This is a genomic window from Microbispora sitophila (assembly GCF_014892245.1).
GTDB lineage: Bacteria > Actinomycetota > Actinomycetes > Streptosporangiales > Streptosporangiaceae > Microbispora > Microbispora siamensis.
Window position 1 is genome coordinate 23,027 of record NZ_JADBGC010000021.1, and the last position, 15,003, is coordinate 38,029.

The following is a 15,003-nucleotide window of genomic DNA, read 5'->3' on the forward strand; positions in this document are numbered from 1 at the left end:
GACGGTCAGCCCGGCTCGCGCCAGCCCTCGCCCTCCTCGGCGAGGGCGTCGAGCCGGGCGAGGTCGGCCGGGCCGAGGGCGCCGGCTGGATCGTCCACGACGACCACCCACTGGGCGTCCTCGGCGTCGTCCTCGCCCGCGAGCAACTCACGGACGACGGTGGGGACGCCCAGTGCCGGGAACAGCTCGGCCACGACCTCGGCGGACTCCTCCGCGCTGTCCCGCTCGTGGAACACCAGCAGGTGACGCACCGCTCCTCCGGGAGAGACGACCGCGGGTGCCGGCACTGTGCTTATCAGAGGCGTGCTCACAAGAGCGTGCTCATTCGCACAGTGCCGGCACCCGCTCAGGCGAGCATGCTCAGACGCCGCGGAGCTGCGCTCCGGTGCGCTCGGCGGCGAGGGCGACGGCGGCGTCGCGCGCCGCCGTGGTCTCCTCGACCGTGAGCGTGCGGTCGGCCGCCCGGAACCGCAGCGTGTAGGCCAGGGACTTGTTGCCCTCGCCCACCTGCGGGCCGGTGTAGACGTCGAACAGCCTGATCGACTCCAGCAGATCGCCCGCCCCCGCCCGGAGAGCGGCCTCGACCTCGGCGACCGGGGTGGAGGCGGCGACGGTCAGCGCGACGTCCTGCGTCGCCACCGGGTAGGCGGACACGGCGGGCGTCTGCACCGGCCCGGCCGGGCTCAGCAGCGACAGCTCCAGCTCCATCGCGCAGGTGCGCGCCGGCAGCCCGTAGGCCTCGACGACCCGCGGGTGCAGCTCGCCGGCGTGACCGACCAGCACCGGCTCACCGGTCTCGGCGTCGGTGACGGTCAGCGCGGCGCACCGCCCGGGGTGCCACGGCTCGTGCTGGTCGGCCCGGACGCCGAGCTCCACGCCCGCCGCCCGCGCGACCGTGCGGGCCGCCTCGACGGCGTCCGCCCAGGACGCCTGCCGGCCTTCGCCCCACCAGCCGGAGCGCTCGAACTCTCCCGCCAGCACCACGGCCACCCGCAGCGGCTGCCTCGGCAGCGCCGTCTCGATCGCCGCCAGCTCCTCCTCCGTGGGCCTGCGGTCGACCGGGAGGACCGGAGCCGTCGCGGGGGCCTGCGGCTCGGGCCGGTAGACCAGCCCGGACTCGAACAGCGCCACGTCGGCGAACCCGCGGCCCACGTTGCGCACCAGGGTCTTCAGCAGGCCCGGCAGCAGCGTGGTCCGCATGTACGGCTCGTCCTCGCTGAGCGGGTTGACCAGCCGGGTCGCCCGCCTGCGGGGGTCCTGCTCGGGCAGCAGCAGGTTGTCGAGGTCGCGCGGCCCCATGAACGGATAGGCGAGCACCTCCACGTATCCCGCGTCGGCCAGGGCACGGCCCACCCGGCGGCGCAGCCGCTGCGCCTCGGTCAGCCCGCCCCCGGCCGGAGCGGGCGGCAGCACCGACGGGATGCGGTCATACCCCTCAAGCCGGATGACCTCCTCCGCGAGGTCGTTCGGGTCGGTCAGGTCGGGACGCCACGTCGGCGGCGTGACCGTGATCAGGTCGTCGCCGTGGACGGCCAGCCGGTCGGCGAGGTCGCCGGAGGCGAGCACGCCGGTGGCCGCGACGCCGTGCCCGGCCGTGGCCGCGGGGGCGGCGCCCTCCGTCACCACGCAGCCGATCTGCTCCAGCCTGCGGATCACGGCCTCCCGCTCGTACGGCACGCCCGCCACGCGGCTGGGGTGGTCGGCCGGGATGGTGATCCGCACCGGCGAGACCTCCACCTGGGCGTGGGTCACCCCGGGATCTGCGACGGCCCCGCCCAGCTCGACCAGGAGCTGGACGGCACGCCACGACGCGGCCAGGGGCAGCTCGCGGTCGACGCCGCGCTCGAACCGCTTGGACGCCTCGCTCACCAGGTTGTGCCGCCGCGACTCGCGGGCGATGCCGGTGGCGGAGAAGTGCGCCGCCTCGATGACGATGTCGGTCGAGGCCTCGGAGATCTCCGTGTGCAGGCCGCCCATCGTGCCGGCCATCGAGATCGGGCCCGAGTCGTCGGTGATGAGGATGTCCTCGTCGTGGAGCGTGCGCACCACGTGGTCGAGCGTCTCCAGCGTCTCCCCCGGCCGGGCCCGCCGTACGACGATCGGACCGGACAGGCGCGACCGGTCGAAGGCGTGCAGGGGCTGGCCGAGCTCCAGCATCACGTAGTTGGTGATGTCGACGGCCAGCGAGACCGAGCGCATGCCCGCGCGGGCCAGCCGCACCCGCATCCACAGCGGGGACTCGGCGGCCGGGTCGAAGCCGGTGACCGAGCGCAGCACGAAGCGGTCGCAGGCGGTGGGGTCGGCGATCGACGCGGGCCAGGACTCGCCGCCGCCGGACTCCGCCTCGCTCGCGGCCGGGTCGCGGAACGGCACGCCGAACGCGATGGCCGCCTCACGGGCGACGCCGCGGATCGACAGGGCGTATCCGCGGTCGGTGGCGACCTCCAGTTCGAGCACGTCGTCACGCAGGCCGAGCAGCTCGACCACGTCGGCACCGATCGGGGTGTCCTGCGGCAGCACCAGGATTCCCGGGGAGGACTCGGCGATGCCGAGCTCGGCCTCCGAGCAGATCATGCCGTCGGAGAGGCGCCCGTAGGTCTTGCGGGAGCCGATCTCGAAACCGCCGGGGAGCACCGCGCCGGGCAGCGCGACCGGGACCACTGCGCCCTCGGAGAAGTTCGTCGCGCCGCACACGATCTCGCGCGGCGTCGCCTCTCCCACCTCGACCTTGCAGTGCCGGATGGGCTTCTTGAACCCGGTCAGCTCCTCGAACTCGAGGACCCGGCCGACCACGACGTTCTTGATCTCGTGGCCGTGCGAGTGGATGGCCTCCAGCTTGAGGCCGGCGGCGGTGAGCCGGTCGGCCACCTCCTGTGCGGTGACCGCGGGGAGATCGACGTACTCCCGCAGCCATGAAAGCGGGACCTTCATCAGACCTCCATCCCGAACGGCAGGGTGAACCGGATGTCGCCCTCGACCATGTCACGCATGTCCTCGGCGTTGTGGCGGAACATCAGCGTCCGCTCCACGCCCATGCCGAAGGCGAATCCCGAGTAGACGGCGGGGTCGACGCCGCAGGCGAGCAGCACGCGCGGGTTGACCATGCCGCAGCCGCCCCACTCGATCCAGCCCTCCGACTTGCAGGTGCGGCAGGGCGGGTTGCCCGGGACCGCCGAGGAGCCGCGGCAGACGAAGCAGCGAAGGTCGAGCTCGGCCGACGGCTCGGTGAACGGGAAGTAGTGCGGCCGGAAGCGGGTGGTGATCCCCGCGCCGAACATCACCTCGGCGAACCGGTCGAGCGTGCCCTTCAGGTGGGCCATCGTCAGCCCCTTGTCGACCGCCAGGCCCTCGACCTGGTGGAAGACCGGCGTGTGCGTGGCGTCGAGCTCGTCGGTGCGGAAGGTCTTGCCCGGCGACACCACGTACACCGGCAGCGGGCGCGAGAGCAGGGCCCTGATCTGCACCGGCGAGGTCTGGGTGCGCAGCACCTTCCCGGAGTCGACGCTCTCCACGAAGAACGTGTCGTGGTCGGACCTGGCCGGGTGGTCGGGGGCGATGTTCAGCGCGTCGAAGTTGAACCACTCGCCTTCGAGCTCGGGCCCCTCCGCCACCTCGTAACCCATCGCCACGAACGCGTCGGCGATGCGCTCCTGCAGGGTGGTCAGCGGGTGCCGGGCGCCGCGCGGCGCCCGGTCCCAGGGCAGCGTGACGTCGACGGTCTCCTCGATGAGGACCCGCGCGTCGCGCTCGGCCTCCAGTTCGGCCTGGCGGGCGGCGAGCGCCTCGCCGATGGCCTTGCGCGCGGCGCCGATCCGCTTGCCCGCCTCGGCGCGCGCGGCGGGCGGCAGTGCACCGATCTCACGGTTCGCCAGCGCGATGGGCGAGCGGTCGCCCGCGTGCGCGAGCCTGGCCTGCTTCAGATCGTCGAGGTCGCGCGCCGCGGCGATGGCGGCGAGGGCGTCGGCCTGCGCCCGCGCGACCTCGTCGGCGTGCAGCGGCGTCACCTCGACCGGGTCATAGGTGTTCGACAAGAGAGAGCTCCGTATCCAGGGGCCTGCGAGCGCCCTGCGCTCAGCGTGGTCAGTTTAGTCCGATCAGCCCACCGGGCCGTCCTCCGCGCGATCGGCCTGTGGAAAAGGCTCAGGCGAAGTCAGGGGTGCCGGTGGGCAAGGTAAATCGGAACTCCGCGCCGCCACCGGGCGCGCGCTGCACGCTGATGGTGCCGCCGTGGGCCTCGACGAGGCCCTTGACGATGAACAGGCCGAGCCCGGTCCCCCCGCGACGGCGGCCGTTGCCCCGCCAGAACTGGCGGAAGACACGGCCGACCAGCTCGGGCGCCACGCCCTCACCCTGGTCCCGCACCGACACCGCCACTCCCCATTCGACCGGCTCCACCACTATGGTCACCGTACCGCGTCCGTGGCGCACCGCGTTTTCCACCAGGTTCGCGAGGATCTGGTCAATCTTGTCCTGGTCGAGCCACATCTCGGGCAGCTCGCCGAGGACCTCCAGCCGGAAGCGGTCCTCCGGCTCCCCCGCCGCCACCCGGCCCGCGATGATCCTGCGGGCCCGGGCCGGAACGTCCACGATCTGGCGGTGGATCTCCACCCTGCCCGACTCGATGCGCGAGACGTCGAGCAGCTCGGTGATCAGTCGCGTCACCCGGTCGGCGTCCGCGTTGACCGTCTCCAGCATGACGCGCTTCTGGGCGTCGGTGAAGCGCTCCCACTTGGCCAGCAGTGTCGCGGTGAACCCCTTGACACTGGTCAGCGGCGAGCGCAGCTCGTGGGCCACGGTCGAGACCAGGTCGGCACGGCTGCGCTCGATCCGGGCACGCGCCGAGGCGTCGCGCAGCGTGATCACGACGCGTTCGACCCGCCCGCCGCGCCGCGGTGTGCGGACGAAGCGCGCGGCGACGAGCATCTCCTGGCGGCCGGGCAGGTGCAGCGGCCGTTCCGGCTGTCGGCTGCGGATGGACAGCCCGCCCTGCGGGTCGAGCCACTTCCACCAGTCGCGCCCGTCCTGGTCGCGCATCGGCAGCACGTCGCCGATGAGCCTGCCCACCGCCGCCGCACGGGTCACTCCGGTCAGCCGCTCGGCGGCCCGGTTGATCATCAGGATCACGCCGTCGGCGTCGGTGGCGACGAGGCCGTCGGGAAGGTCGTCGACGTCGATGTGCGCCCGCCCTCCGGCGTCCCCCTCAAGGGCGCCGCCGGGGGTGTCGACACCTCGCACGAGACCGCCTCCTCGAGCTCCGGAACTGCGCGCGCCGCCGGGTCCTGCGCGACTCCTTCGCCGACAATAGCGGGTTTCCCGGGCTCGGCAGCAGCCTCAGCGCGCGGGGGTAGTGGGATCTTCCACGGAATGTAAGGTCTGCCGCTGAGCGCGCGCGGAAGCGTACAGGCAGACCGCGGCCGCGGTGGCGAGGTTGAGGCTCTCCGCCCGCCCGTAGATCGGGACGCGCACCACCTCGTCGGCCAGCGCGAGGAGCTCGGGCGGCAGTCCCCACGCCTCATTGCCGAACAGCCAGGCGCTGGGCGCGTCCAGGGCGACCTCGTCGAGCGTCCGGGTGCCCGCGCCGTCGGCCGCGAGCACGCGCAGCCCCGCCTCCCGCGCGTGCCGTACGGCGTCCGCCACGGAAGTGCCGGTCGCGACCGGCAGGTGGAACAGGCTGCCCGCGCTGGCCCGCACGCACTTGCCGTTGTACGGGTCCACCGACGCGTCGGTGAACACCACCGAGTCGGCGCCCGCCGCGTCGGCCGTACGCAGGACCGTGCCCGCGTTGCCGGGATCGCGCACGTGGGCGAGGATCGCCACCAGCCGGGCCCCCCGCGGCACCGCCTCGGCCAGCGGGACGTGCACGAACCGGCACACGGCCAGCAGGCCCTGCGGGGTGACCGTCTGGGTCAGCTCCGACATGACCTCGCCGCTCGCGCGGTGGACCGGCACGCCCGCCGCGACGGCGGCGGCCACGATGTCGGCGTGCCGCGTCTCCGCCTCGACCGTCGTGAACAGTTCGACCGTGACGTCCTTGAGCGCGAGGGCCTCGCGGACCGCCTGCGGCCCTTCCGCCAGGAACGCCCGGTCGCGGTCCCGGAAGGCGCGCTTGGTCAGCCTGCGGGCCGCCTTGACGCGCGGCGACTTGATGTTGGTGAGCTCCGCCATGCCCGCTTGTTCCCCCTCGACGTGAATGAGGGCCCACCGCAGGCGGCGGGCCCTCGTCTTTGCGCAGGTGTCAGGCGACCGGCGCGTTCACGTCGGACGGGAGCGCCTTCCTGGCGGACTCGACCAGCGTGGCGAAGGTCTGGCTGTCGTTCACCGCGAGGTCCGCGAGGATCTTGCGGTCCACCTCGATGCCGGCCAGGCGCAGGCCCTGGATGAAACGGTTGTAGGTGATGCCGTTCGCGCGGGCGGCGGCGTTGATCCGCTGGATCCACAGCCGGCGGAACGTGCCCTTCTTGTCCTTGCGGTCCCGGTACGCATAGGTCATCGAGTGGAGCATCTGCTCCTTGGCCTTGCGGTAGAGCCGCGACCGCTGCCCGCGGTAACCGCTTGCCCGCTCGAGGACGACCCGGCGCTTCTTCTTGGCGTTGAGCGCCCGCTTCACGCGTGCCATGTTGTTCTATCTCCCCGGGTCGTTACTTCGCGAGCAGCTTCTTGATCTTCTTGGTGTCGGCGTCGGACATGACGACGACGCCCTCGAGACGGCGCGTGCGAGTGGACGGCTTGTGCTCGAACAGGTGCTGCCGGTTGGCGCGGCGGCGGACAACCTTGCCGGATCCGGTGAGCCGGAACCGCTTCTTCGCACCGCTGTGCGTCTTCATCTTCGGCATCTCAGCCGTCTCTCCTCTTTCGTCCGTGCCGACGGCCCGGGCCGGTGACCCGGGCCGGCGGCCTGCCTTACTCCGCGAGACCGCCCCGGTCTCGGTTTCCGTGTACGTCTGCGGCGCCCCGCCCGATGATTCAGGCGGGCGTCACTGCGGCTGCGCGGCCTGCTCCTCGGCGGGCTCCGCCTCCTGCTGGCCGGCGCCGCGGGCCTTGGCGGCGGCCTTCTCGGCCTTCGCCTCGGCCTTCTTCTTGTGCGGCCCGATCACCATGATCATGTTGCGGCCGTCCTGCTTCGGCTGCGACTCGACGAACCCCAGGTCGGTGACGTCCTCGGCGAGGCGCTGCAGGAGCCGGAAGCCCAGCTCCGGCCGGGACTGCTCACGACCCCGGAACATGATCGTGACCTTGACCTTGTCTCCCGCCTTCAGGAAGCGCACGACGTGACCCTTCTTGGTCTCGTAGTCGTGCGGGTCGATCTTCGGCCGGAGCTTGATCTCCTTGATGATCGTGTGCGCCTGGTTGCGGCGGGCCTCGCGCGCCTTCATGGCCGACTCGTACTTGAACTTGCCGTAGTCCATGAGCTTGCAGACGGGCGGGCGGGCCGTGGCCGCGACCTCCACCAGGTCGAGATCGCTCTCCTGCGCCAGCTTCAGTGCGTCGCCGATGGAGACGATGCCGACCTGTTCGCCGTTCGGGCCGACGAGGCGCACCTCGGGCACGCGAATACGGTCGTTGATGCGGGGCTCGGTGCTGATGGGACCTCCAAAAGACTTCCGCTTGTCTCGACCGCGCGGGGGGCAAAACAAAACCCCGCACGTCACGCATGCGGGGTCACTGAGCTCTCCTGCCGAAAACTCCGGTGTGATCCTGGACCCGTCCGCCTTTCGGCGGAGCAGGTGGGAGGAGGACCTCCGCTTGCGCGTCCAGCTCATGCCGGACCGATCGAGTTCCTACGCTACCACAAACCGGAAGTCCCATCGACGTATTCCGGGGCCGCCACGGGGGCGCCACGGCGGCCGCTCAGGAGGCCGCGCGCCGCGCGATCTCGGCCTCGCCGGCGGCGCGCATCGCCTCCACCGGCACGTCCGCACGGCCGGTCATCAGCTCGACCTGCCGCACCGCCTGGTGCAGCAGCATCGGGAAGCCGCCGATCACGGTGCGTCCCCGCGCCCGTACGGCCCCGGCCAGCGGCGTCGGCCAGGGCGCGTAGACGACGTCGAACAGCGCCGCCTTCTCGGGCAGGCGGGCCGCGACCCGCTCGGCCAGCGCGTCGGCCGCGCCGGACGGCAGCGTGGAGACGACCAGGTCGGCCGCGGGGTCGAAGTCGTCGAAGGAGCGCACGGTCACCGTGGCGCCGAGGCGCTCGGCGACCCGCAGGGTCTCTCCCGCGCGGCCCGGGTCGCGCACGACCAGCGTGACCTCCGCGAGGCCCGTCTCCCGCAGGGCGGCGACGGCCGAGGCCGCGGTGGCGCCGCCGCCGAGGACGACCGCGGAGGCGGGCGCGGGCACGCCCGCCTCCGCGAGCGCCTCGACGATGCCGTACACGTCGGTGTTCTCGCCGTGCCGGACGCCGTCGCGGAACACCACGGTGTTGGCCCCGCCGACCGCCACGGCGAGGTCGGAGACGCTGTCGAGCAGCGGCAGCACGGCACGCTTGAGCGGCATCGTGAGCGACAGCCCCGCCCACTCCGGGCCGAGCCCGCCGACCAGGCCGGCCAGCCCGTCCTCGGCGCACTCGATCGCGTCGTACCGCCAGTCCGCCAGGCCCATCGCCGCGTACGCCGCCCGATGCAGGACCGGCGAGAGCGAGTGCGCGATCGGGGAGCCCAGCACGGCGGCGCGGCGACCGGTCGCGGTCATTTGTTGTTCCTGTTGAACTCGTCGCGGAGCTTCCAGAACTCCGACTCCTTGTCGGTGAACTTGGTGATGCCCCGCTTGGGGTCGACCGTCACGAAGTAGAGCCAGTTGCCGTCCGCCGGATGCAGCGCGGCCTCGATCGCGTGGTCGCCCGGGTTGCTGATCGGACCGGGCGGCAGGCCGAAGTACTTGTACGTGTTGTACCGCGAGGTGCTTTCCAGGTCGGCGTGCGAGGCCGCGATGCCGTACTTGTTCAGGCCGTACATGACCGTGCTGTCCATGCCCAGCTTCATCTGGGGATTGGAGGCCAGCCGGTTGTAGATGACCCGGGCGACCTTCGGCATGTCCTCGGCGCTGCCGGACTCCGCCTGGACGATGCTGGCGATGATGATGATCTGCTTGGCGGTGAAGCCGAGCTGCTTCGCCTGGCCCTCCAGGTCCACCCGATCGGCGGTCTGGTTGAACCGGTCGACCATCTTGGTGAGGATCTGCTGCGGGGTGAGCTTGCTGCTGATCTCGTACGTCGCGGGGAACGCGAAGCCCTCCAGGCGGCCCTTGGCGTACGCGGGAAGCCCGATGTCGGTGCGAGCGGCCTTCTTGAAGTCCTCGACCGGCTTGCCGGTGGCGGTGGACAGCTCCTCGTAGATCTTGCTGAGCCGCAGCCCCTCGCGAATGGTCAGCCGGTTGAGCATCCGGTTCTTTGGGTCGAGCAAGGCCAGGGCCGAGGCGGCGGACATGCCCTTGCGCATCTCGTACTGGCCCGGCTGGAGCGAGGAGCTCTTCCCGGCGGCGCCGATGGCGTTGATGAACGCCCGAGCGCTGGCCACGACGCCCTCGTCCTCCAGCATCTGGGCGACGTCGGTGGCGCTCGCGCCCTCCTCGATCTCGACGACGACCTCGCCGCGCCCCTCCCCGGTGTAGTCCTTGGCGATCATCACGCTGCGCGCCCAGGTGAATCCGAAGTAGCCGAGGCCGCCGAGGACCCCGACGATGATCACAACGGCGAACAACGTGGCGACCCTGCCCTTGCGCCGCTGTCTCTTGCGGCGTCTGCGGCTGCGCCGCTGCTGGGTCCGGCTACCAGGGGGCCGGCGCCGGGGAGAACCGTCGTCGTCCTCGGCGCCGAGCAGGAAGTCCATGTCCAGATCATTCATAGTGCGCTGGCCAATCTCTCGGTACGAGAGGCCTCCCGTCAAGCGAGTGTGCCAAACCGAGGGGGTTCGGGACAGGGGGTTCCGCGGGGGGCGTTCCCGATATATGGAGCCCCGCCCGGGGGCGGCGGGGCTGTGCGGACGCACCGGGCGCGCTCCGGAACCCGCGGGACGGCGCCGCGCGGATGCCCCGGGAGGCGATCAGTTCGTCCCGAGATACCTGTTCAGCTCCTCCCGATATTTCCTGAACTCCGCCTCTTTGTCAGTGAATTTGGTGATTTTACGCCGGGGATCTGTGGTGACGAACCAGTACCACGTGCCCTCGGCGGGGTGGAGGGCGGCCGCGAGCGCGCTCTCCCCCGGGTTGCCGATGGGCCCGGGCGGCAGCCCGGGGCGCGCGTAGGTGTTGTACGGCGAGTCGACCCGCGTGTCCTCGGTGCTGACTTTGAGAGTGTGGCGGTTCAGCGCGTAGTTGACCGTGCTGTCCATCTCCAGCTTCGCGCCGCGCGCGAGACGGTTGTACACCACTCTGGCGATCTTGGGGTAGTCGGCCGGGACGCCGCCCTCGGCCTGCACGATGCTGGCGACCGTCACCGCCTGCTTGGGCGTGAGCCGTACGCGCGGCGCGAGGTCCTCCAGCTTCACCTTCGCGGCGGCGACGCGGAACCGGGCCACCATCTTCCTGAGCAGATCGACGGCGGTCATCCCCGGCTCGATCTCGTACGTCGCGGGGAACAGGAACCCCTCGGCCGCCCCCTCGGCGTACGCGGGCAGGCGCAGACGCCGGGGCTCGGCGACGGCCGTGGTGAAGTCCTTCAGGGGGATGCCGGTCCGATCCGCGAGCGTGCGCAGCACCTCGCTCGTGCGCAGCCCCTCGGGCACGGTGACCGTGCGCACCACCCTGCTCGCGGGCGACAGCAGCAGATCGAGGGCGCCGGCGGCGGCCATGCGCCGCCGCAGTGTGTAACGGCCCGGGTGCAGCCCGCTCTCCTTGGAGCGCGTGACCACCTGCGCGACGAACGACTGGGCGCTGGCCACCACGCCGGCCTGCTCCAGCGTCTTGCCGATCTCGGCGACGCTCGCGCCCGGCGTGATCTCGATCGTGACCGTCCCCGAGCCGCTCCCGGAGTAGTCGGGGGCCTCGTTGGACTGCCCGACCACCTGGTGCACGCCGTACGCCACCGCCACCGCGACCAGGGCGAGACCCCCGGCCACGGCGGCGAACGCCCGCCTCACCTGGCGGTCCCGCCGCTCGCTTCCTCACCTGGCCCGGTGCCGGGCCGCGGTGGTTCGAGAGGTCTGCCGGGGGGATTGCCGGTGGCCCGCTCGCCGTCGAGCGCGGCCTGCAGCAGCACGACGGCCGCCGCCTGGTCGATCACGTCACGCTGGTTGCGGGCCCTCACGCCGCTGGAACGCAGGCCCTGCTGCGCGCTGACCGTGGTGAGCCGCTCGTCCAGCAGCCGGATCGGGACGGGAGCCACCCGGGCGGCCAGCCGCGCGGCGAACTCGCGCGCGGCCCCGGCGGCGTGGCTCTCCCTGCCCGACAGCGACGTGGGCAGCCCGACCACGATCTCGATCGCCTCGTGCTCGGCCGCGATCTCCGCGATCCTCGCCAGGTCGCCCCGGCCGCGCCGTACGGTCTCCACCGGCGTGGCCAGCAGACCCGACGGGTCGCTGCGGGCCACGCCGATGCGGACGGAGCCGACGTCGACCCCGATCCTGACGCCGTGCCTCATCGGCCGCTCACGCCACCGCGGAGGAGATGGCCTCCTCGACCGCGCGCAGCGCGTCGCCGATCGCCTCGGGCCGCGTGCCGCCGCCCTGGGCCACGTCGTCCTTGCCGCCACCGCCACCCCCGAGTGCCTTGGCGGCGACGCCGACGAGCCGGCCCGCCTTCAGGCCCCGCTCGCGTCCCGCCTCGTTGACCGCGGCGACGACGACCGGCCGGTCGGAGGGGACGCCGGAGACGACGACGACCGCGGCGCGGTCGCCAGGGAACCTGCCGCGCACATCGAGGGCGAGTTTACGCAGGTCGTCGGCGGAGGTGCCATCAGGCGCGCGGTGCGTCACCACGGAGACGCCCTGCACGTCACGAGCCTGCGCGGCCAGTTCGCCGGCCACCGCGAGCACCTGGGCCGAGCGCAGCTTCTCCAGCTCCTTCTCGGCGGCGCGCAGCCGGGTGACGATGCCCTCGATGCGCTCGGGCAGCTCCTCGCGGCGGGTCTTGAGCTGCTCGCTGAGCTGGGCGACCAGCACGCTCTCGCGAGCCAGGAACCGGAACGCGTCGAGGCCGACGAGCGCCTCCACGCGGCGCACGCCCGCGCCGATGGACGACTCGCCCAGCACCTTGACCAGGCCGAGCTGGCCGGAGCTGGCGACGTGGGTGCCGCCGCACAGCTCGCGGGAGTAGTCGCCGACCTCGACCACCCGGACCTCGTCGCCGTACTTCTCGCCGAACAGCGCGAGCGCGCCCATCGCGCGGGCCTGCGCCTGGCTGGTGTAGAACGCGTTGACCTTGAGGTCGTTGATCAGGACGGCGTTCACCTCGTCCTCGACGTCGCGCAGCATCGACGGGGAGACGGCCCCGGCCGCGGTGAAGTCGAAGCGGAAGCGGCCCGGGGAGTTCTCCGAGCCCGCCTGGGCCGCCGACTCGCCGAGGGCGTTGCGGAACCCGCGGTGGACCAGGTGGGTCGCGGTGTGGCTGCGCGAGATCGCGCGGCGCCGCTCCAGGTCGATGTCGGCCTGCGCCTGGTCGCCGACGCGCACCTCGCCGGTGCGCACCTTGCCGCGGTGCACGACCAGGCCGGGCACCGGCGACTGGACGTCCACGACCTCGATCTCCGCGCCGCCGGTGCGGATCAGGCCCTGGTCGGAGAGCTGGCCGCCGCCCTCCGCGTAGAACGGGGTGCGGTCGAGCACGACCTCCAGCGTGGTCCCCGCGCCGGCCGCCGGGACGGACGCGCCGTCGACGAGCAGGCCGATGACGTTGGCTTCGGCGGTGGTGTGGTCGTAGCCGAGGAAGTCGACCTTCCCGGCCTTCTCCAGGATGCCGGTGAACACCGAGATGTCGGCGTTGCCGGTCTTCTTCGCCGCGGCGTCGGCCTTGGCGCGGTCCCGCTGCTCCTTCATGAGCCGGCGGAAGCCCTCCTCGTCCACCTGGAGGCCCTGCTCGGCCGCCATCTCCAGGGTGAGGTCGATCGGGAAGCCGTAGGTGTCGTGGAGCTGGAACGCCTGGTCGCCGCTGAGCGTCGAGACGCCCTTGCGCTTGGTCTCCTCCACCGCGACGTCGAAGATCGCCGTACCGGTGCGGAGCGTGCCGAGGAACGACGCCTCCTCGGCGTCGATGACCGTGTGGATGTTGGCGGCGTCGGCCTTGAGCTCGGGGTACTGCTCGCCCATCACGTCGATGGTGACGGCGGTGAGCGCGTGCATGTGCCGCTCCTCGCCCGCGCCGAGCAGGCGGAGGTTGCGGATCGCGCGGCGCAGCATGCGGCGCAGCACGTAGCCGCGGCCCTCGTTGGACGGCAGCACGCCGTCGCCGACGAGCATGACGCCCGCCCGCATGTGGTCGGCGATCACCCGCAGCGACACGTCGGCGCGCTTGTCGCGCCCGTAGCGCGACCGGGTGAGGTCGGCCGCCGTGTCGAGGATCTTGTACGTCGTGTCGATCTCGTAGATGTTGTCGACGCCCTGCAGGATGGCCGCCATGCGCTCCAGGCCCATGCCGGTGTCGATGTTCTTGGCCGGCAGCTCGCCCGCCACGTCAAAGTCGATCTTGCTGCGGACCTTGCTGAGCTGGAACTGCATGAAGACGAGGTTCCACACCTCGAGGTAGCGGTTCTCGTCGGCGATCGGCCCGCCCTCGCGGCCGTACTCGGGGCCGCGGTCGTAGTAGATCTCCGAGCACGGCCCGCCCGGCCCGGGAACCCCCATGTGCCAGTAGTTGTCGGCGAGGTCGCGGCGCTGGATTCGGTCGAGCGGCAGCCCCACCTTGCGGTGCCAGATGTCCTGGGCCTCGTCGTCGTCCAGGTAGACGGTCGCCCACAGGCGGTCCTCGGGGAAGCCGAAGCCGCCGTCGGACTCGGGCCGGGTCAGCAGCTCCCAGGCGAACGGGATCGCCTGCTCCTTGAAGTAGTCGCCGAAGGAGAAGTTGCCGAGCATCTGGAAGAAGCTGGCGTGCCGGGTGGTCTTGCCGACCTCGTCGATGTCGAGGGTGCGCATGACCTTCTGTGCGCTGGTCGCCCGCCGGTACGGCGGCGTCTGCTGCGCCAGGAAGAAGGGCTTGAACGGGACCATCCCCGCGTTCACGAGAAGCAGTGTCGGGTCCTCGGCGACCAGGCTGGCCGAGGGCACGACTGTGTGCCCGCGCTCCTCGAAGAAGCGCAGGAAGCGGCGCGCGATCTCTGCCGACTCCATTTCAGCGGCCGTCCTTTACGTCGTAGATTCTGTTCTTGCCGGTGGTGTTTCCATCAACCGTGTCGAGCCCGAACTCGGCACGCAACTCGGTTTCCCTGCTCGCCGACAGGTGGCGCACCTCGCCGGCGAAGTCCCTGAGCTGGTCCGCGAGGGTCACCGCGCGGTCGGCGGTGCGCCTGGCCACGTGGTCGGGCCGCAACGACTGAAGCTTACGCATGGTCCAGACCGTGAGGAACGCGCCCAGGGACATGTAGAAGAGCCGCCGGATCATCCGCGTCCCCTCCCGATCGCCCGGCGCGCCACGGCGCGCTCGGCCGCGTGCCGCTCGCTGATCCTGTCACCGGTGCGGGGGCCGCCGCGGGCGACCCGCCGGGCCGGCACCCTGCGGGCGGCACGCCGGGCCAGCGCCAGGCGGAAGCCGTCCCGGAAGGCGGAGATCTTGAGCACCGGACCGGCGAACAGCGTGGACGCCACGCCGGTGATCTTGACCATGTTGCCGCTGACGTCACGCATGTTGTGCGTGATCTCCTCGGCCGCCACCAGCCGCCGGTTGGCCTCGGAGACGGTCTGGCTCATGTCGTCGAGGAGCGGGGCGATGCGGTCGCTCAGCTCGGCCACGGACTTGCGGGTCTCGGTCAGCAGTCTGGCCAGCCTGACCAGCACGACGACCATGAAGCAGACCAGGATCACCCAGAAAATGGCGACCACGAGGCCCGCCAGCTCTCCCGCGGTAAGCATGTGCCGATCTCCC

The 15,003-nt window shown here is 71.9% G+C and carries 15 protein-coding genes; all 15 read right to left on the minus strand.

Going from position 1 to position 15,003, the window contains the following annotated elements; translation table 11 throughout:
- Positions 1 to 5: 5 nt before the first annotated feature.
- The 15 genes from IL992_RS32355 to IL992_RS32425 all read right to left on the minus strand — a co-directional run bounded on the left by IL992_RS32355 (position 6) and on the right by IL992_RS32425 (position 14,990).
- A complete protein-coding gene (locus IL992_RS32355) occupies positions 6 to 251 on the minus strand; it encodes a hypothetical protein (RefSeq protein ID WP_193207127.1) in 246 nt (81 codons plus the stop codon).
- 109 nt (positions 252 to 360) lie between these two features.
- Entirely contained in the window at positions 361 to 2,931 is a 2,571-nt protein-coding gene (locus IL992_RS32360; RefSeq protein WP_193207128.1) for a phenylalanine--tRNA ligase subunit beta, read from the minus strand.
- Positions 2,931 to 4,031, minus strand: a complete 1,101-nt coding sequence (gene pheS / locus IL992_RS32365; protein ID WP_142648954.1) for a phenylalanine--tRNA ligase subunit alpha — start codon at positions 4,029 to 4,031, stop codon at positions 2,931 to 2,933. The genes IL992_RS32360 and pheS overlap by 1 nt, the downstream gene beginning before the upstream one ends.
- A gap of 109 nt (positions 4,032 to 4,140) precedes the next feature.
- Complete coding sequence (locus IL992_RS32370; protein WP_193207129.1) at positions 4,141 to 5,235, minus strand: sensor histidine kinase; 1,095 nt, start codon at positions 5,233 to 5,235, stop codon at positions 4,141 to 4,143.
- 96 nt (positions 5,236 to 5,331) lie between these two features.
- A complete protein-coding gene (locus IL992_RS32375) occupies positions 5,332 to 6,165 on the minus strand; it encodes a TrmH family RNA methyltransferase (RefSeq protein WP_193207130.1) in 834 nt (277 codons plus the stop codon).
- A gap of 70 nt (positions 6,166 to 6,235) precedes the next feature.
- Entirely contained in the window at positions 6,236 to 6,616 is a 381-nt protein-coding gene (rplT, locus tag IL992_RS32380) for a 50S ribosomal protein L20 (RefSeq protein WP_193207131.1), read from the minus strand.
- A gap of 22 nt (positions 6,617 to 6,638) precedes the next feature.
- A complete protein-coding gene (gene rpmI / locus IL992_RS32385) occupies positions 6,639 to 6,833 on the minus strand; it encodes a 50S ribosomal protein L35 (RefSeq protein ID WP_030504936.1) in 195 nt (64 codons plus the stop codon).
- A gap of 141 nt (positions 6,834 to 6,974) precedes the next feature.
- On the minus strand, positions 6,975 to 7,649 hold the full coding sequence (gene infC, locus IL992_RS32390; RefSeq protein WP_319018967.1) for a translation initiation factor IF-3: 675 nt from the start codon (positions 7,647 to 7,649) through the stop codon (positions 6,975 to 6,977).
- 199 nt (positions 7,650 to 7,848) lie between these two features.
- Complete coding sequence (locus IL992_RS32395) at positions 7,849 to 8,688, minus strand: shikimate dehydrogenase (protein ID WP_193207133.1); 840 nt, start codon at positions 8,686 to 8,688, stop codon at positions 7,849 to 7,851.
- A complete protein-coding gene (gene mltG / locus IL992_RS32400) occupies positions 8,685 to 9,839 on the minus strand; it encodes an endolytic transglycosylase MltG (RefSeq protein ID WP_193207134.1) in 1,155 nt (384 codons plus the stop codon). Before mltG (IL992_RS32400) ends, IL992_RS32395 begins: the two co-directional genes overlap by 4 nt.
- Before the next feature lie 198 nt (positions 9,840 to 10,037).
- Positions 10,038 to 11,072: an endolytic transglycosylase MltG gene (gene mltG, locus IL992_RS32405; RefSeq protein ID WP_193207135.1), complete on the minus strand. Its 1,035-nt coding sequence runs from the start codon at positions 11,070 to 11,072 to the stop codon at positions 10,038 to 10,040.
- Entirely contained in the window at positions 11,069 to 11,572 is a 504-nt protein-coding gene (gene ruvX / locus IL992_RS32410) for a Holliday junction resolvase RuvX (RefSeq protein WP_193207136.1), read from the minus strand. The genes mltG (IL992_RS32405) and ruvX overlap by 4 nt, the downstream gene beginning before the upstream one ends.
- Before the next feature lie 7 nt (positions 11,573 to 11,579).
- Positions 11,580 to 14,252 (minus strand): alanine--tRNA ligase, encoded by a 2,673-nt coding sequence (alaS, locus tag IL992_RS32415; protein WP_193207137.1) that lies wholly within the window; start codon positions 14,250 to 14,252, stop codon positions 11,580 to 11,582.
- Position 14,253: 1 nt separating this feature from the next.
- A complete protein-coding gene (locus tag IL992_RS32420) occupies positions 14,254 to 14,523 on the minus strand; it encodes a hypothetical protein (protein WP_079316531.1) in 270 nt (89 codons plus the stop codon).
- A complete protein-coding gene (locus IL992_RS32425; RefSeq protein ID WP_193207138.1) occupies positions 14,520 to 14,990 on the minus strand; it encodes a DUF948 domain-containing protein in 471 nt (156 codons plus the stop codon). The genes IL992_RS32420 and IL992_RS32425 overlap by 4 nt, the downstream gene beginning before the upstream one ends.
- Positions 14,991 to 15,003 lie beyond the last annotated feature (13 nt).